General features: G+C 73.0%; 14 protein-coding genes. 8 read left to right on the top strand and 6 right to left on the bottom strand.

The annotated features are described in order from the left end of the window. The first annotated feature begins 6 nt into the window (after window positions 1-6). Complete coding sequence (locus ACIGW4_RS14190; protein WP_399580493.1) at window positions 7-2289, top strand: ATP-binding protein; 2283 nt, start codon at window positions 7-9, stop codon at window positions 2287-2289. 4 nt (window positions 2290-2293) lie between these two features. On the opposite strand, the gene ACIGW4_RS14195 is transcribed toward ACIGW4_RS14190, so the two are convergent. Continuing rightward, on the bottom strand, window positions 2294-3169 hold the full coding sequence (locus tag ACIGW4_RS14195) for a LacI family DNA-binding transcriptional regulator (RefSeq protein ID WP_399580495.1): 876 nt from the start codon (window positions 3167-3169) through the stop codon (window positions 2294-2296). Continuing rightward, window positions 3166-3597, bottom strand: a complete 432-nt coding sequence (locus tag ACIGW4_RS14200) for an ATP-binding protein (protein WP_399580498.1) — start codon at window positions 3595-3597, stop codon at window positions 3166-3168. The genes ACIGW4_RS14195 and ACIGW4_RS14200 overlap by 4 nt, the downstream gene beginning before the upstream one ends. Before the next feature lie 172 nt (window positions 3598-3769). Here ACIGW4_RS14200 and ACIGW4_RS14205 point away from each other — a divergent pair, with 172 nt between their 5' ends. The 3 genes from ACIGW4_RS14205 (at window position 3770) to ACIGW4_RS14215 (ending at window position 9459) form a co-directional block, all read left to right on the top strand. Then, complete coding sequence (locus ACIGW4_RS14205) at window positions 3770-6052, top strand: ATP-binding protein (protein WP_399580499.1); 2283 nt, start codon at window positions 3770-3772, stop codon at window positions 6050-6052. A 1106-nt stretch (window positions 6053-7158) separates the two neighbouring features. Then, window positions 7159-7584, top strand: coding sequence for an aspartate 1-decarboxylase (gene panD, locus ACIGW4_RS14210; RefSeq protein WP_359588742.1), 426 nt, complete (start codon window positions 7159-7161; stop codon window positions 7582-7584). Between the two features lie 456 nt (window positions 7585-8040). Continuing rightward, window positions 8041-9459 (top strand): peptidoglycan DD-metalloendopeptidase family protein, encoded by a 1419-nt coding sequence (locus tag ACIGW4_RS14215; RefSeq protein WP_398714050.1) that lies wholly within the window; start codon window positions 8041-8043, stop codon window positions 9457-9459. On the opposite strand, the gene ACIGW4_RS14220 is transcribed toward ACIGW4_RS14215, so the two are convergent. Next, window positions 9340-10335: a DMT family transporter gene (locus ACIGW4_RS14220; RefSeq protein ID WP_260174588.1), complete on the bottom strand. Its 996-nt coding sequence runs from the start codon at window positions 10333-10335 to the stop codon at window positions 9340-9342. The genes ACIGW4_RS14215 and ACIGW4_RS14220 overlap by 120 nt on opposite strands. A gap of 265 nt (window positions 10336-10600) precedes the next feature. On the opposite strand from ACIGW4_RS14220, the gene ACIGW4_RS14225 reads away from it, so the two are divergent. From ACIGW4_RS14225 to ACIGW4_RS14235, 3 genes are all read left to right on the top strand, one after another. Continuing rightward, window positions 10601-11323, top strand: a complete 723-nt coding sequence (locus ACIGW4_RS14225; protein WP_399580504.1) for a (2Fe-2S)-binding protein — start codon at window positions 10601-10603, stop codon at window positions 11321-11323. 60 nt (window positions 11324-11383) lie between these two features. Then, window positions 11384-12868, top strand: coding sequence for an SDR family NAD(P)-dependent oxidoreductase (locus ACIGW4_RS14230; protein ID WP_399580506.1), 1485 nt, complete (start codon window positions 11384-11386; stop codon window positions 12866-12868). A 314-nt stretch (window positions 12869-13182) separates the two neighbouring features. Then, window positions 13183-13353 carry a hypothetical protein gene (locus ACIGW4_RS14235; RefSeq protein ID WP_185094709.1) on the top strand — a complete coding sequence of 57 codons (171 nt, stop codon included), beginning with the start codon at window positions 13183-13185 and terminating at the stop codon, window positions 13351-13353. 58 nt (window positions 13354-13411) lie between these two features. Here the strand turns inward: ACIGW4_RS14235 and ACIGW4_RS14240 are convergent, their stop codons facing one another. Genes ACIGW4_RS14240 through ACIGW4_RS14250 form a run of 3 tightly spaced genes read right to left on the bottom strand, consistent with a single transcriptional unit; the run spans window position 13412 to window position 16279 of the window. Next, window positions 13412-14839, bottom strand: coding sequence for a lipase maturation factor family protein (locus tag ACIGW4_RS14240; protein WP_399580509.1), 1428 nt, complete (start codon window positions 14837-14839; stop codon window positions 13412-13414). 22 nt (window positions 14840-14861) lie between these two features. Then, window positions 14862-15404 (bottom strand): DUF1990 family protein, encoded by a 543-nt coding sequence (locus ACIGW4_RS14245; RefSeq protein ID WP_399580511.1) that lies wholly within the window; start codon window positions 15402-15404, stop codon window positions 14862-14864. Then, on the bottom strand, window positions 15401-16279 hold the full coding sequence (locus tag ACIGW4_RS14250; protein WP_123457624.1) for a YndJ family protein: 879 nt from the start codon (window positions 16277-16279) through the stop codon (window positions 15401-15403). Before ACIGW4_RS14250 ends, ACIGW4_RS14245 begins: the two co-directional genes overlap by 4 nt. A gap of 332 nt (window positions 16280-16611) precedes the next feature. On the opposite strand from ACIGW4_RS14250, the gene ACIGW4_RS14255 reads away from it, so the two are divergent. Further along, complete coding sequence (locus tag ACIGW4_RS14255; protein WP_399580513.1) at window positions 16612-17742, top strand: DUF6777 domain-containing protein; 1131 nt, start codon at window positions 16612-16614, stop codon at window positions 17740-17742. Window positions 17743-17758 lie beyond the last annotated feature (16 nt).

Raw genomic sequence — 17758 nt, forward strand, 5'->3', positions numbered from 1 at the left:
GCCGAAATGACGAGCTTCGTCGGGCGGCGGCGGGAGGTCGCCGAGGCGAAGCGGTTGCTGTCGCACGTGCGGGTGCTGACGCTGACGGGTCCGGGCGGGGTCGGCAAGACGCGGCTGGCGCTGCGGGTGGCCGAGGCCGCTCGCCACAGTTTTCCGGACGGCGTGTGGCTCGTCGAGCTCGCGGACCTCGCGGACCCGTCATTGCTGGCGGAGACCGTCGCCGAGCACCTGGGACTGCACGAGCACGGCGCCCGCCCTTCCCTCGACGTGATCATCGATCGCCTCGAACCATGTGAGGCGCTGCTCGTCATCGACAACTGCGAGCACCTGATCGACCACTGCGCGCTCTTCGTGGCCGCCGTCGTGAGGGCATGCCCGCAGGTGCGCGTGCTGGCGACGAGCCGGCAGTCACTGGGTATCCAGGGGGAGACGGTCCTGCCGGTTGCTCCGCTGCACGTGCCAGATCCGGAGGGCCGGATCCCTCTCGACGCTCTGGCCCAGCACGATGCGGTGCGGCTGTTCGTCGAACGGGCCCGCGCCGTGGAGCCCGCCTTCGAAGTGAGCGAGGGTAACCGCGACGTGCTCGCCCGGCTGTGCCACGCCCTCGATGGGATTCCGCTGGCGATCGAACTGGCCGTGGCGTGGCTGCGGGCGCTGACGCCGGCCGAGATCGAGGAACGCCTGTCCGAGCGATACCGCCTGCTCACGACGGGCCCGCGGAACGTGCCTTCGCGGCAGCGGACGCTGAGGGCACTGGTCGACTGGAGCCATCAGCTGTGCTCCCGGCCCGAGCAGCTGGTCTGGGCGCGGACCTCGGTGTTCGCGGGAGGCTTCGACCTCGCCGCCGCAGAGCACGTCGCCGCCGGCGACGGCGTGCCGCCCGAGGACATCCCCCAACTCCTCCGATCTCTTGTCGACAAGTCGGTCCTCATCCGGGACGAGGGCGGCGGACGTTACCGCATGCTGGAGACCCTCCGCGAGTATGGACACGAGCGGCTGGCGCAGGCCGGAGAGAGCCTCGCGACGCGGCGCCGCCACCGCGACTGGTACGCGACTGTGATCGAGCGGCTCGACGCGGAATGGTTCGGCCCGGATCAGGTCGCCTTGCTCCAGCGGTTGGACGACGAGCACGCGAACCTGCGGGTGGCCTTCGACCACTCCCTGAACCAACCGGGCGAGTCGATCGGTGCACTGCGGATGGCCGGCGGCATGATCAACGACTACTGGAACATCCGAGGGCTCAACGCGGAGGGCCGCTACTGGCTCGAGCAGTCACTGGCGGCCTGCCCCGAGCCGACCGGTGAACGCGTTTGGGGACTGTGCCTGAAGGCGATGTACGCGATCCTTCGGGGCGACTTCGACGTGGGGGCGCCGGTCCTGGCCGAGGCCGACGAGCTGAGCAGGCGTCTCGGTGGTGTCCGCAGGCCCCATGTCGTGCTCATGCAGGCCCTTTCGGCCCAGTTCACCGGTGCGCATGAGCGCGCCGTGCCGCTGGCGCGGGAGGCGACCGCCGGATTCCGGGCCACGGAGGAATCCGCGCTCGAGATCTTCGCACTGAACACCCTGGGCATCTCACTCGCCCTGGCGGGCGATCGCGAACAAGGGCTCGCCCGGCTCGAGGAGTCCCTGACCAGGACCGCGCGGGCCGGCGAGCTCTACTTCCGCTCCTGGGCGCTGTGGACCGTCGCGTTCATCGAGGCCGAACACGACACGGAGCGCGCGGAGCGAGCGGGCCAGGAGGCTCTGGGCATCCACAACCTCCTGGACAACAGAGCCGGCTCGGCCTTCGTGCTCGAGACCCTCGCGCAGATCAGCGTCCGGAAGAAGCGGTACGCCCGGGCCGCCACCCTGTTCGGCGCCGCCGCGTCGATCTGGCGCGCCATCGGCGCGTACTCGGACGTCTACATTCCGGCGCAAGTCGTGCACCGGCAGTGCGTCAGCATCATCCGGGGGGTTCTGGGGGAGGCGCGGTACGAGGCCGTCTTCGCCCAGGGCTATCGGTTCTCGCCGCGGCAGGCGGTGGACTTCGCTCTCGGCAACGGTGCACCGGCGAAGGCGAGGACGCGGGGGGCCGGCGAGGGCACGCCGCTGACGCCGAGGGAGACCGAGGTCGCCGCGCTGGTGGCCGAGGGGCTGTCCAACAAGGAGATCGCGGCCAGGCTGGTCATCGCGACGCGCACCGCGGAGACCCACGTCGACCACATCCTCACCAAACTCGGCTTCGGCAACCGCGCCCAGGTCGCCGCCTGGTACACGGCACGGAAGAACCCCGCGCGCGATGTCGGCTGAAGACTCAGCTCAGGGTATGGGCTCCGCAGGAGTCCCGAACGGTCAGCCTGGGACGGATGAGGAGTTGCCGACGTGCCACGGCGTCGCCGTGGCCCAGGCGCCGGAACAGGACGCGTGCTGCCACCCGCCCGAGCCGATACCTGGGCGGAGAGACATCGGTGAGCGGCACCTCCGCCAGGTCGGCGAACTCACCGTCGTACGAGACGACCGCCAGGTCCCGGGGCACCTGGAGGCCCCTTCGCCGGGCGGAGCGCAGCAGGAGCGACGCCTCCTTGCCACCGAAGCAGACCACCGCTGTGACCCCGGCCGCGGAGAAGGCGGCGACCGCCGCATCGGCGCGTTCGGTGTCCCACGGAGTGGTCGGGTCGTCCTGTCGTACCACCGGACCGGACCGGCGATCGGTCAGGACGGCTTCGAAGCCGGCACGGACCGAGGCGGCGGCGGGGGAGTCCGAGTGGATCACAAGACCGACCCTTCGATGGCCGAGAACGCGCAGATACCGGGCGGCCAAGCGGCCGCCCGCAGCGTGGTCGATGCCCACGACTTCCCTCTCCGCGGACCCCGGAACGGCGGGCTCGACCAACAGGACCGGAACCGGTATCCGCGGAAGAAGGTCGGCTTCGGCCTCCGGATCGACGGCCCCCGCCAGGGCCGACGCCAGGATCAGCCCGTTCGCACCCGCCCTGATGAGGTCTCGCACCGCGGCCTCCTGCGACCGCCGATCACCGTCCGAGAAGGCGAGCATGAGACGCCCCTCGACCCCGGCGAGCGCCTGCTCGACGCCCTGGATCACACGGTGGTGGTACGGCACCGGACCGGGGACCAGCATCCCGATCACCGGACGTCCGCTGCCGGGCGGCATCATCGGCGGCCCGATCACAGCGCCGCCTCCGGTCCGAGGTCGAACCAGACCGCCTTGCCCGACTCCTCCGCGCGAACACCCCACGCGTGGGCGAGCGCCTGGAGCAGCAGCATGCCGCGTCCGTGCTCGTCGCCGTCGCCGGCCTCGCGCGCGGTGTGCGTCGCAGGGCTTTCGTCGTGGACCTCGCAGTGCAGTTCCTCGGGCCCGAAGCACAGGACGAGCCGGACCGCTCCGTAACCGTGGCAGCACGCGTTGGTGACGAGCTCGCTCACCAGGAGCTCGGCGGCGTCACTGAACGTGTCGAGGCCGCGGGCTGCGAGGGCCCGGCGGACGATCGCCCTGGCCTGCCGCGCCGACGGCGCGGCAGGCGCCAGCACGTGTTCCTGGGCGGTGGCGGTCGGGGTGGTGGTGTCGGTAGGCGGGTGCTCGGGGCTGAGGAGGTACATGGCGTGTTCCCGGATCTCGTCGACTCCGCTGGAGCGGTCGATGGGTCCACCCTGCGCCGGGCCCGCGGTGCGGATAACCGGAGAACTACGTACCCCGACTACGTATCATCGAGGGAGCGAGGAGAACGGCATGGCCGCTGTGAGGACTCGGGCGGGCAGGTTCCCTGCCGAAATGACGAGCTTCGTCGGGCGGCGGCGGGAGGTCGCCGAGGCGAAGCGGTTGCTGTCGCACGTGCGGGTGCTGACGCTGACGGGTCCGGGCGGGGTCGGCAAGACGCGGCTGGCGCTGCGGGTGGCCGAGGCGGCTCGCCACGGCTTTCCGGACGGCGTGTGGCTCGTCGAGCTCGCGGACCTCGCGGACCCGTCGTTGCTGGCGAAGACCGTCGCCGACAGGCTCGGGCTGCTCGAACAGGCCGGCCGCCCGGCGGTCGACACGATCGCCGACCACTTCGAAGCCCGTGAGGCGCTGCTGGTCGTCGACAACTGCGAGCACCTGATCGACGCCTGCGCGCTGTTCGTCGACACGCTCATCCGGGGCTGCCCGCGGGTGCGGGTGCTGGCGACGAGCCGGCAGTCACTGGACGTGTACGGAGAGACGGTCCTGCCGGTGCCTCCGCTACCGACACCCGACGCCGACGGAGCCATGACCTCCGCGGATGTCGCCGACAACGATTCCGTACGGCTGTTCGTGGAACGCGGCCGGGCGGTCCGACCCGCCTTCGACGTGACCGACGAGAACCGGACGGTGCTCGCCCGGCTGTGCCGCGGCCTGGACGGGATTCCCCTGGCGATCGAACTGAGCGCGGTATGGCTGGGTGCGCTCTCGCTGGAACAGATCGAGGAGCGCCTGTCCGAGCGCTACCGTCTGCTCACAGGCGGCCCCCGGGACTCGCCCGCCCGACAGCGGACGCTGCGCGCCCTGGTCGACTGGAGCCATCAGCTGTGCTCCCGACCCGAGCAGCTGGTGTGGGCCCGTGTATCGGTGTTTGCGGGCGGCTTCGACCTCGCCGCCGCCGAGTACGTGGCCGGCGGTGACGGCGTACCGCCGGCGGATGTGCCCGAAGTCGTACGCTCCCTCGTCGACAAGTCCGTCCTGATCCGGGACGAGCAGGGTCGCGGCGCCCGGTACCGGATGTTGGAGACCCTCCGCGAGTACGGGCACGAGCGGCTCGTCGAGACCGGTGACGACCGCGCTGTACGGCTCCGCCACCGCGACTGGTACGCCAAGATGGTGGAGCGGTTCGAGGCAGAGTGGATCGGGCCCGACCAGGAGTCCTGGATCCGCCGACTGTGGATCGAGCATGCCAACCTGCGCGCCGCGCTGATGTTCAGTCTCGCGCAACCCGGCGAGGCCGTCGTCGCCCTGCGCGTCGCCACCGATCTCGACGAGTACTGGAGCATCCGGGAGATCACCGCGGAGGCCCGCTACTGGCTCGACCAGGCCCTGACAGCGTCACCGGAGCCCAGCCGCGAACGGCTCTCAGCCCTGTGCCTGAGCGCGTGGTACGCCCTGCTGCAGGGCGCCGCCGACGCGGCCCGGCCGCTCCTGGAGGAGGCGTCCCGGCTGACCGGGCACTTCGGAGGCGAGGGCAAGGCCGCCTTCGTGGCGCTCGTCCAGGGCATGGCCGCGCTCTTCTCCGGCGACCTGGACCGGGCGGCCCCGCTGCTCGGCACCGCACTGACCGGCTTCCGGGTCGCCCACCCCCGAGGCGAGCTGTTCGCGCTCTCCATGCTGGGGCTCACCCTCGGCCTGAACGGTGAGCGCGAGAAGGGCCTGGCCCACCTCGAGGAGTGCCTCGCCCTGACGTCGGACCGCGGTGAAATCTACTGGCGGTCCTGGGCCCTGTGGGCACTCGCCTTCCTGGAGCTCGGCCATGACCTGGACCGGGCGGAGACCGCGGCGAAGGAGTCCCTGCGCATCCACGGTCGTATGCAGGGTGGACTGGGCTCGGCCTTCGTCATGGACACCCTCGCCTGGGTGAGCGTCCGGCGGGAGCAGCATGCCCGGGCCGCGACATTGTTCGGCGCGGCGGGCGCGGTGTGGCATCAGGTGGGAGCGTCTCCGGATTGCTACGTCCCGATGGACATCGCCCACCAGAAACACGTGAGGGCGGCCCTGGCAGTCCTCGGGGAGGCGCGGTACGAGGCCGCTTTCGAGCACGGCTACCGGTTCTCGCCGCGGCAGGCGGTGGACTTCGCTCTCGGAGACGGTGCACCGGCGAAGGCGAAGACGCGGGGGACCGACGAGGGCACGCCGCTGACACCGAGGGAGACCCAGGTCGCCGCCCTGGTGGCCGAGGGGCTGTCCAACAAGGAGATCGCGGCCAGGCTGGTCATCGCGACGCGCACCGCCGAGACCCACGTCGACCACATCCTCACCAAACTCGGCTTCGGCAACCGCGCCCAGGTCGCCGCCTGGTACACCGGCCAGCGGCATGGCCCACCTGCGCTGTGAACCCGTCGTCCCTGCGTCCTGCGCTTGCCGACCAGGACGAGAAGACGCGGCTGAGTGAACGGGCCACAAGAGCATCGAGGTCATCTTCAGGACCCACAGGCATCTGATGCCTGGGTCCATGGGAACCGCAGCCAAGATCTTGGACCCGGTGCCGGCGGCGTGGTTCGGCGCCGAGCCGGCTGTTTCACCAGCGTCGAATACGTGGGCTCCACGTCGTGCGAGGAACTCGTGCGACCGCCGTGTCAGCGGCTGGGGGCAGTCGACGGGAGACGCTGGACGACACCTGACGGGAAACCGCCAGGTGTCGTCCGGCTGTTGGGGCACGATCAGATTGTCGAGGCACCGGCCGGTCGCGGGGCGGCCCGGGTAAGGGCGAGGTGAACCGTTCTCGTCACGAGTGGCATCCCACAGAAGGAGCCCCGGTGACTGCGCCCGCTTCTACTTTTCCAGCGTGTCAGGAGGCAGGGGAAGACCCGGGGGCACCGGCGACAGCCTCGGAGGTGAGCGGCATGGCCGGTTGCCACGGCCTGCTCCGGCGCCGAGGCCGGGCCCGAATACGGCGCGGGTCCGCTTCAGCAGGCGTCTGCCACCCCGGCGACACCGGCCGCGCGTCCGAGCGCGTTGGGGTACAGGGCCCGCCGTGCCTGAGGTCCGCCCTGTGATTCCCCGCCGGCGAAGACCGAGAAGGTCATGGGATCGTCTGGGCATCCGTGGAACGAAAGATCCAGCCGCCATGCCGGTGTCGGGCGGAGGAAGCCGGAGGCATGGCTCCCGCGTCGCTTGAGACGGGCCTCATGCGCCCGGATGGCAATCGTGGCCACAGACCGACACGTGGACGTACCCCGTGCGTTTGCGTGCAGAAGGGGCGCCTCCTGTGCCTGATGAACCGTCAGGTAAGTCAGCATTCGGTCAGCATGAGTCCTCGCGCGTTCCGGGGTGATCGTCCCAACAGGCACTGGAGCGAAGGGAAAACCCCAGGTGGGAAGCCGTCCAGCTTGACCGGCGCGATGTTCCTCACAAACATCGTTCGGCGCGTGCCGGTGTACAGTCGAGACCGCCCTTGACCTGCACAAAGCAGGCAGGGAGCCGTCTTCGAGGAGTCCCAAGTGCTGCGTACTCTGTTCAAGTCCAAGATCCACCGCGCCACCGTGACCCAGGCCGATCTGCACTACGTCGGCTCGGTCACCGTCGACGTGGAGTTGATGGAGGCGGCCGATCTGCTGCCCGGTGAGCTGGTCCACATCGTCGACATCGACAACGGAGCCCGTCTCGAGACCTATGTCATCGAGGGCGAGCGCGGCTCCGGTGTCATCGGGATCAACGGTGCCGCCGCCCACCTCGTGCACCCCGGCGACCTGGTGATCCTCATCAGCTACGCGCAGATGGAGGACGCGGAGGCGCGGGCCTTCGTGCCGCGTGTCGTGCACGTCGACGGTGACAACCGCATCGTGGAGCTGGGAGGCGACGCCTCCGCTCCCGTTCCCGGCAGTGACACGGTGCGCCCCCCGCACGCCGTGCCCGCCCAGGTCTGAGACCGCCCCGACGCCCGGGCCCCCTCCGTCGGGGGCCCGGGTGACCCGGAGGGCGGGGTCCGGCGGGCGCGGGCGCGGCGGCCGGGCCACCCTGGGGAGGGGGCTCCCGTGAGGGAGGCCCCGCGAAAGGGAGACCCGTCGACCGAGAGGTCCGTGATGACCCACCCCGCCCCCGATCCGCTGCCCCCGTCGCCGATCCCGCCCCCGGTTCCCTCGCCGCCGCCGGTGCCCCCGCCGAACCCGGTGCCCGCCCCGCCGGATCCCGCGCCTCCGCCGGCCCCCCAGCCCGGCGGGCCCGTACCGGACCCCGAACCCCGGCCCGAGCCCGGCCCCGCCGGCGGGTGGCCGGAGTCGACGCGGAGGTGACAGAAGAGACTCGAGCTTCCGCGCGACCCTTGTCACGGAGCGTGCGCCACCCCTAACTTGGACGGCTGCTGCTGTGTTCAAGGGGGGCCCATGGCCGTACGCGGACGTCACCGCCGCCACCAGCCGAGCCGGATCAACCGTGCCTCGCTCACCGTCACGGCGGGAGGCGCCGGCATGGCGCTGCCGCTGATCGGAGCGGGCGCCGCGCACGCCGCCTCGCTCGACGTCTGGGAGAAGGTCGCGTCCTGCGAGTCCTCCTCCAGCTGGCACGTCAACACGGGCAACGGCTATTTCGGCGGCCTCCAGTTCAGCCAGTCCACCTGGGAGCGGTACGGCGGCACGCACTACGCGCCGCGCGCCGACCTCGCCTCCAAGGACCAGCAGATCGCGATCGCCGAGCGCGTCCTGAAGGGCCAGGGGCCCGGGGCGTGGCCGTCCTGCGGCCCCCGGGCGGGGCTCGCCCGGGGCGGGGAGTCGCCGGACGTCGCCGCCCTGCGCGCCACGGCGGCCGGGCCGGTCGGCGGCGGGAACGCGGTCCGCACGGCCTCCCTGCCGGGGCAGCGCGTCTTACCCGAGCAGGCGGCGCACCGCGCGAGCCCGACCACCGTGCCCACCGTGCGCGAGATGTACACCGTGACGCCCGGCGACTCCCTGTCGGAGATCGCCCGCGACGAGCACGTCAAGGGCGGCTGGCAGCGGCTGTACGAGACCAACCGGTCCGTCGTCGGCGACGACCCCGACCTCATCCACCCGGGTCAGCGCCTGACCCTGCGCATCACCGCTCCCCGGAAGGCGGAGAAGCCCGGCGCGCCTTCCGGAGCCGCCCGACCGGTCAAGGCCGCGCCCCCGAAGACGGCCACATCCCCCAAGGCCGTACCTCCCGAAGCAGCCGTGTCCAAGGCCGTACCTCCCAAGGCCGTGCTCCCCGGGAAGCCCCTGGCCGGGCCCGACGCCCGGCCCTCCGCCAAGCCGGCACCGAAGCCCGCGGTCAAGCCGCACACCAAGCCGAGTCCCAAGCCGCACACCCAGCACAGCTCGAAGCCGAGCACCAAACCGAGCCACAGGCCGAGCCCCAAGCCCAAGCCCGCTCCCCGGCCGGCCGGACACAGTTACTCCGCGCCCGTCTCCGCGGACATCGGCACCCGGTACGGCGTCCCCGGTTCCTCGTGGGCCAGCGGCCACCACACCGGGGTCGACTTCCCCGTGCCCACCGGCACCTCCGTCAAGGCCGTGGCCGGAGGCCGGGTCGTCTCCGCCGGGTGGGGCGGCGCGTACGGCTACCAGATCGTCCTGCGGCACGACGACGGCCGCTACAGCCAGTACGCCCACCTCTCCGCCCTCGCCGTCCGCGAGGGTCAGCGGGTGCACGCCGGTCAGCGCATCGCGCGTTCAGGGTCGACCGGCAACAGCTCGGGACCGCACCTCCACTTCGAGATCCGGACGGGTCCCGGGTACGGCTCCGACATCGACCCCCTGGCGTATCTCAGGGCGCGGGGAGTCTCCCTCTGACGCGGACGGCGCCTCCGGCGCCGATGACGCCGACGACGGTGACTCCGGTACGACCGCCATGCGGTCCAGCGTGAGCTGGACGAGGCCGGCCGCCGCGACCGTGCCGCAGACCAGCGCGGCGACGGTGCCCGCCGTGCCGTACCGGAAGCTCTCGCCGAACAGCGTCAGGCCCACCGCCGCCGCGACCACCGGGTTCACCACCGTGACGGTGGCCAGCGGGGCGGCGAGCCCCGCGCCCCGGTAGGAGGCCTGGGAGAGCAGCAGGCCGGTCACCGCGAACACGGAGAGGACGAGCAGCCCCGTCCACTCGGCGAACGGGGCCCGGGGCGTCCACTCCTCGGCCACGGCCTTCGTGAGGACCGAGGCGATGCCGAAGGAGACGCCCGCCGCCGCGGCGAGCGCGACACTGCGCAGCACGGACCGGCCCACCAGGTGCGCGGCCGTGAACAGGACGACCACAGCGCCGAAGGTGGCGCCCGCGAGCAGCCACCGTTCCCCGTCGGCCAGTGACCCGGCCTCGGCGCCGCTGGTGAGGCTCAGCAGCCCGGCGAGGCCCGCCGTGGCCATCAGCGCGCCGCGCCAGGCCCGCCGCCCGGCCCGGCGGCCGACGAACAGGGCCGCCATGGGCAGCGCGAAGACGATCGTCAGGGCGCCCAGCGGCTGGACCAGGCTGAGCGGCCCGTACGCCAGGGCGGCGACGTGCAGGGTCGCGCCGACGCCGTTCAGGAGGACGGACCCCCACCAGGCGGGGCTGCGCAGCGGCGCGTAGCGCGGCCCCGCGGCGGCGGACGCGACGCGCTCCTGCACGATCGCCGCGGCCGCGTAGGCGACCGCGGAGGCCAGGGCCAGGACGACGGACAGCATGAGTGGACTCATACCTTCCACGATCTCTCTTCCCGGCCGTCCGCGTCGTCGTACCAGGGGACGTCTTCGCGGGTACCACCGACGCAGTACGCAGCCCCCGCGTACGCCCCGGGGCGTACACCCGCGCAGGTCGGAAGGGGTGCAAAGCGGCCTTTACGGTTCCCCCGCGGCGGAGGACGGGGCCGAGCGGAGCCCCGGGGCCCGCGGAGAAGGGGGGAGGGGAGGAGGAGCTACGGTGAGGGCCGGCCGACAGGACTTCGGGGCGGGGAGCGTACGCATGGGACTCGGCGCGAGAGGCGACGGCGGGTCGCCCGGCGGTTTCTTCGTCCTGCGGACCACCGCCCCCGCGACCGGCGGCGCGCACCGCCCGCTCGCCCGGCTGTACGCGGGAGAGGACGGCCCCCTCGCCGCGCGCGTGGACCACGTCGCCGCCCGCCTCGGCGTCCCCGAGCGGCGCGTCGGCGCCTCCGTCGCCCACCTCGGGCTCGTCGCCCGGCTCTGGTCCGTCGCCCTCGGTCCCGCCGCGCTCCACGGCCGCTTCCCGGCCCTCGACCCCGCCGAGCTCTTCTGGGACGGGGCGGCGGTCTCACCCGACGACCTGTGGTGGGCCGGCTCCGCCACCCGCCCCGCGACCGTGGCCGAGCTGCGCGCGGCCGTCCAGGAGGCCCATCTCGTCCCGCTCCACGAGGCTCTGCGCCGCGACGGGAACGTCTCCCCGCGCCTGCTGTGGGGCAACGCCGGCTCCGCCCTCGCCGGCGCCCTGCGCGAGCTGACCCGCTGGGCACGCGCCCACGGGCGGCCGGAGGCGGCCGAGCGGGCCGCCGCCCTGGTCTCCGGCCTCCTGGACCACCCGGACCTCGCCGGGACGGTCCGCGGCCCCCGGCTGCGGCGCGGCAGCTGCTGCCTCTACTACCGCGCCCCGGGCGGCGGGCTGTGCGGCGACTGTGTCTTCGACCACGCCCCCCGAACGGGTTTGGAGGCGCGGCCCCCCGCTCCGTAAAGTTGGGCCTTTGAATGCCCGCGAGCGGCGACGTACGAGCGAACGAGGAACCCGAAGGCCATGACGGTGACCGAAGAAAACCAGGAATACGGGCCGGGCATCGACCCCGAGCGCCTGGCCGTCTGCCTGAGCGTCCTGGACGAGCTCGACAAGATCGACGTCGACCACCCGGACGCGATCACCGTCCGGCGCGCCACCGCCGGGATCTACCGGACCGTGAAGCAGCGCCGCCGCCAGGAGCGCCGGGCCGCGAAGACCGCGAACGACAAGGCGGTCACCGAGGCCACGGCCACCGGCTCCGCCCAGCGCATCGACGACGAGACCGAGGGCCTCCTGCCCACCTCGGTCACCGAGGAGGGGCGGATCGCGGGGATACTCCAGCGGCCGCGCTCCTGCTACGTCTGCAAGACGCGGTACGTCGAGGTCGACTACTTCTACCACCAGCTCTGCCAGCCGTGCGCGGCGCTGAACCGGGCCAAGCGCGACGCCGCCGCCGACCTCACCGGCAAGCGCGCGCTGCTCACCGGCGGCCGGGCCAAGATCGGCATGTACATCGCGCTGCGGCTGCTGCGCGACGGCGCCCACACCACCATCACCACCCGCTTCCCGAAGGACGCCATCCGCCGCTTCAAGGCGATGGAGGACTCCGCGGACTGGATGCACCGCCTGGAGGTCGTCGGCATCGACCTGCGCGACCCCGCCCAGGCCGTGGCCCTGGCGGACCGGATGGCCGAGGCCGGTCCGCTGGACATCCTCATCAACAACGCGACGCAGACCGTGCGCCGTCTGCCCTCCGCCTACTCCGCCCTCGTCGAGGGCGAGAACGCCCCGCTGCCGGTCGGTGAGCTCCCCGCCCACCACGTCATCGGCGCGTTCAACTCCGGTGCGGTCGGCGAGCTCGTCGGATCCTCCGAGCTGCCCGCCGGCGTGCGCGACCTGGAGGCCCAGCAGGTCGCCGACCTCGCGCTCGTCGCGGGCAACGCCACCATCGCCAAGCACCTCGACGGCACCGCCATCGACGCCGGCGGTCTGGTGCCGGACGTCGTCGAGAGCAACACGTGGGTGCAGAGCATCGAGCAGATCTCCCCGGTCGAGCTCCTGGAGACCCAGCTCTGCAACTACACGGCCCCGTTCATCCTCATCAGCAAGCTGCGGGCGTCGATGGCCGAGGCGGCGAAGAAGGCGGCCAGCGGCCGTGCCTACGTCGTGAACGTGTCGGCGATGGAGGGCGTCTTCAGCCGCGGCTACAAGGGCGCCGGCCACCCGAACACCAACGCCGCGAAGGCCGCGATGAACATGGTGACGCGGACCAGCGGCCAGGAGATGTTCGAGACCGACGGCATCCTCATGACCTCGGTCGACACCGGCTGGATCACCGACGAGCGCCCCCACTTCGACAAGCTGCGCCTCGCCGAGGCCGGGTTCCACGCCCCGCTCGACCTCGTCGACGGCGCGGCCCGGGTCTACGACCCCGTCGTGCGCGGCGAGGCGGGCGAGGACCTCTACGGCGTCTTCCTGAAGGACTACGCCCCCGCCAACTGGTAAAGCCCTCGCCGACCGGTAGACCCGACCGCACCTCCCTCCGCGGGCGGTTCCGCGGTTTCCGCAAGAGCGCCCCATCGGCCCGATGGGGCGCTTTTCCGTCTCGCTTCACCCGATTGCGTCACACTTTGGAGCCCGGTAGAGCGCGGGGGCGCTCATTTGGTTAGTCTGATGCCCACGGTCGGCCACCTGGGACACACACCGTCCTCACGGCCTTCCTGGGACAGGCCTGCCACCAAGGCCGCGGTCCCGCCACGAACGGCGCCACCGCGACCGACCGGCACTTGTCCCACAGGTACGCGACAAAGGAGTGCGCGGTGACACCCGAACTGACGAAGCAGGAACCGCGACCGGCCGAACGCAACGACCGGCCGCGCCGGAACGGCGAGCTGGGCAGCCTCGACGTGTGGGCCCACGCGGCCCCGATCCGGCTCGCGGGCTACGAGGAGGACCTCGCCGAGCCCCACATCCTGCCCGGCATCGACTGATCCCCCCCGCTTCACCCCGGGTGCCCCCGGCCGTTCCCGGCCGGGGGCACCGGTGCGTTCAGCGGGCCGTGCCCGTGGGCTGCCGCAGCCGGGTCGGCGGCAGGTACTCCCGCACCAGCGTCCGGTGCCACCAGGCCCCGGTGCTCCGGAGTTCGCGCCAGGTCGTGTAGCGGTAGCGGTACAGCCGGGCCCGGACGAAGGCCGGCGGGGCGTCCGGGAAGGGGTTGTGGGCGAGCAGCCGCAGGGTGTCCCGGTCGCCGTCGAGCAGCCGCTCGACGAACGGCCCGAACCACGCGCGCGCGTACCCGGGGGAGAGCGCGGCGAACCACATCAGCCAGTCGAGCCGCAGGTGGTACGGGGCGAACTGCCGGGGCATCCGGCGGGGGTCCCCCGGCTTGCCCTTGAAACCGTACTCGCGCCACACCGTGCCCGGGTGCGGCTCCGGGTCGTCGGTGCCCTCGACGACGATCTCGTCCCGGACCCGGCCGACGGTGCCGAACGCGCCGTAGCTGTTGACCAGGTGGTACGGATCGTACGAGCGGTTCATCGCCTGGCGCCGGGAGAGCAGGTTGCGCGCCGGGCCGTAGCTGCGGACCAGGACGAAGGCGGTCGCCGCGACCACCACGACCACGTACCAGAGCGGCGGGTCCGGCTGGGGGTGCTCGCCGGTGAGCGGGGAGGCGTCCACGACCGACAGGGCGAGCACGATCGTGATCCAGTTCAGCCAGGCGAAGTTGCCGGAGAGCACCAGCCAGAGCTGGGTGGCCGCCATCAGACCGGCCGCGATCGTGGCCACCGGCTGCGGGGTGAAGAGCAGGAACGGCACGACCAGCTGGACGACGTGGTTGGCCGCGACCTCGACCCGGTGCAGCGGGCGGGGCAGATGGTGGAAGAACCAGCTCAGCGGGCCGGGCATCGGCTGGGTCTCGTGGTGGTGGTAGAGGCAGGTCAGGTTCCGCCAGCAGGGGTCGCCGCGGATCTTGATGAGTCCGGCGCCGAACTCGACGCGGAAGAGCAGCCAGCGCAGCAGGAATAGGACGAGGACCGGCGGGCCCGTGTCGTCGTTGCCGAGGAGGACCGCGAGGAACCCGGTCTCCAGGAGCAGGGACTCCCAGCCGAAGGAGTACCAGGTCTGCCCCACGTTCACGATCGACAGGTAGAGCGCCCAGAGCACCAGCCACAGCAGCATCGAGACCGGCAGCGGCACGGCGTCCCCGGCGCCCGCGACGAGCGCGAGCGCGAGGGCGGCGCCGGACCAGGAGACGGCCGCGAAGAGCCGGTCGGAGTAGCGCCAGTGGAAGAGCGAGGGCGTGTGGCGCGGGCGGGTCCGGCGCACGTACTCCGGTACGGGGAGCATGCCGCGCTCCCCGATCAGCGCCCGGAACTGGAGGGCTGCCGACAGGAACGCCACGCAGTACAGCCCGGCGAGGCCCCGCTGGAAGACGATCCGGCTCAGCCAGTGGTCGGGCGCGGTGAACCACTCCATCCCCTCCAGTATCGGCCCGGCGTCACTCCCTGACGAGGCGCTCCAGGGTGCGGCCGAGCAGGCGCGCGTACGCGTGCTGGAGCTTCGGGATCACGGGCCCGGCGAGCCGGGTGTACCAGGCGGCGGGCCGGCTGAAGGCGGTGACCGTGAAGCGGACCGTGCCGTCCGGCTCCAGCTCGACGACGAAGGACTCCTCGCCGCACTCCGCGTGCCCGCGCAGGGTGCCGTACGCGAAGCCGATGCGGTTCTCCTCGTACGCCGTCCAGATCACCGAGCAGGGGACGCCGATCCGGAACGGGCCGGCGCCCAGCGACACCTCCAGGTGGACGCCGGGCTCGGCGCGGTCGGCGTCGGCGCGGACGCGCGCCCGGGAGGCGCGGTGCATCCGCCAGGTGGTGACGGCCTCTCCGGCGGTCTCGAAGGCGGCCCTGCCGTGGCCGACGACCGCGCTGTGCCGCAGGTGGTGGTAGCCGGCGGGGAGCGCCTCGGGGGTGCGGGTGGCACCGACCTCGGGGTAGGTGAGGCGGGGCCGTGGCCGGGAGAGGTCGTGCGTCAGGCGGGTCATGCCGGGAGCTCCGTTCGGGACGGGTGCGGAAGGGACGGAAGGAGCCGGGAGGCGCGGTCCGCCGTGAGGCGGCGCCGGGCGAGGAGCGCGCAGACGGCGAAGCCGAGGGCGTTGCCCAGGCCGTGCGTGGCGGCCGTCCAGGTCAGGGAGAGGTGCGGAAGCCCGGTCGCCTCGCCCAGCGCCCAGCTGAGCGCGAGCAGCATGGTGGCGACGAGGACGAGGGCCGAGACGGCGAGGAGGCCGCGGGTGAGCCGGTCGGCGGCGAGGTCGCGGCGCTCCCGCAGGGTCAGCACGGAGACCGCGGCCATGCCGGTCGTGAGGACGACGGCCCCCGCGAGCTCGGCCCAGTCGTCGACGAAGTAGCCGAGCAGGACGAGCAGGGTGCCGGCGGGGACGCTGAGCGCGGCGAGGCGGGCGGCGGGACCGTCGGACGTGCGGCTGACGAGCCCGGCGACCAGGGCGGCGGCGAAGCCGGCGAAGTGGAAGTGCGGGACGGTCAGCGCCAGGACGTCCAGGTCGAAGCCGAACAGCGGGTACGAGGCCCGCTCGGCGACCAGCGCCAGGCCGGCGACGGACGGGGCCGTCAGGGCGGAGAGGACGGCGATCTCGCTCGGCCGGAGCGAGCGGGTGAGCATCAGCCGGGCCGGGGCCTGGAGCGCGAGCGCCAGGGTGGCGAGGGCGTACACCGCGGCGAGCGCGGTGGCGGCCGGGGAGCGGGGCAGCCAGAGGGACAGGGCGCCGGGGGCGGCGAGCAGGGGCCAGGCGCGCCGGAGCGGGTCCCAGCCGGGCGGCCGGGGGCCGTCGAGGAGGGCGAGGCCCGTCGGGACGACCCAGAACATGCCGATCATCACGACCGGACTCACCAGGACCGACAGGACGGTCATACGACGCCACCCCCACTTGAACGTGTTCAACCGGCAAGTCGAGCGTAGGGCCTTTCTTGAACGCGTTCAAGTCGCTGTTGGTCGCGACCCGGCCGACGGTTCTCCGCTTGCCGTCGCGATCGGCCGGCGGCCCTCTGCCTGCCGTCGCGATCCGACCGGCGGCCCTCTGCCTGACGTCGCGACCTGGCCGGCGGCTCTCCGCCTGCCGCCGCGACCCGGTCGGACGCTCTCCGCTTGCGGCCCCCCGCGCGCTGCGACAGACATGAGGCACTGGCCGGAACCGGGCGCCGGGCCCGGTGGAGAGAGAAAGTCGGGAGAACAAGGTGCGCTCATCCCTCCGCCGGACGCGGCGGACCCGCCCCGCGGCCGCGGCCGCGGGCCTCGTCTCGGCACTGCTGCTCACGGGCTGCTCCTCCGCGTGGGAGGGCGCCGGCGGCGAACCGGCCCCGGCCCCCGCCCAGGACGTCCTCCTCCAGCCGCTCGGCGCCCATGGACCCGACCCCTTCACCGCCTCCACCGTCCGGAACACCGCACCGCCCGCGGCCCCCGACCGGCAGCCCGGCGACGGCGGCCCGCAGGCCCGCGAGGTCACCGGCTCCACCCCCGGCCTCTACGGCGGCACGCGCGCGATCGGCAGCTGCGACGTCGAACGGCAGGTGGCCCTCCTCACCGCGGACCGCGCCAAGGCGCACGCCTTCGCCGAGGCCGCCGGCATCCCCGAGACCGGCGTCGCCGACTGGCTCCGCGGCCTCACCCCGGTCGCCCTGCGCGCCGACACCCGCGTCACCGACCACGGCTACCGCGAGGGCCGCGCCCACGCCTTCCAGGCCGTGCTGCAGACCGGGACGGCGGTCCTCGTCGACCAGTACGGGGCCCCGCGCGTCCGCTGCGCCTGCGGCAACCCGCTCCGCAGCCCCGCCGCCACCGCGAGCGGCGTCCACCGGGGCGACCCCTGGGACGCCTTCGACCCCGACCGCGTGATCACCGTCCGGCCCACCTCCTCCGTCGTCACCAGCCTGGTCATCGTGAACACCACCGACCGCACCTGGATCGAACGGCGGACCGGCAGCGACGGCGACCAGGACAAGGACCCCGCCGTCGAACCGGACTGCGACCCCGACACCTGCGCCCTCACCGGCTCCGGCACGCCCGACCCCAGCGCCCCCGACCGCCCCGCCTCACCGGACCCCGCCCGACCCGTCCCCAGCGCCCCGCTGCCCGACGCCCCCGACCCGTCCGGCACCGGAGGCACGGGCACCGATCCGACGGCCCCGACGCCCTCGGCCCCCGACCCGTACACGGAGCCCGATCCCGACCCGTACACCGAGCCCTTCCCCGACCCGTTCGAGCCGTTCCCCTCCGAGCCGCCCACCGCCCCGGACGGGACGGTGCCGCCCGACGAGCTCTTCCCCGCCGGCCCGGCGCCCGACCGGCCGGAGACCTTCCAGGGGTGAAGGGGATCTTCCTGGT

The organism is Streptomyces sp. NPDC053513, assembly GCF_044544765.1.
Lineage (GTDB): Bacteria > Actinomycetota > Actinomycetes > Streptomycetales > Streptomycetaceae > Streptomyces > Streptomyces litmocidini.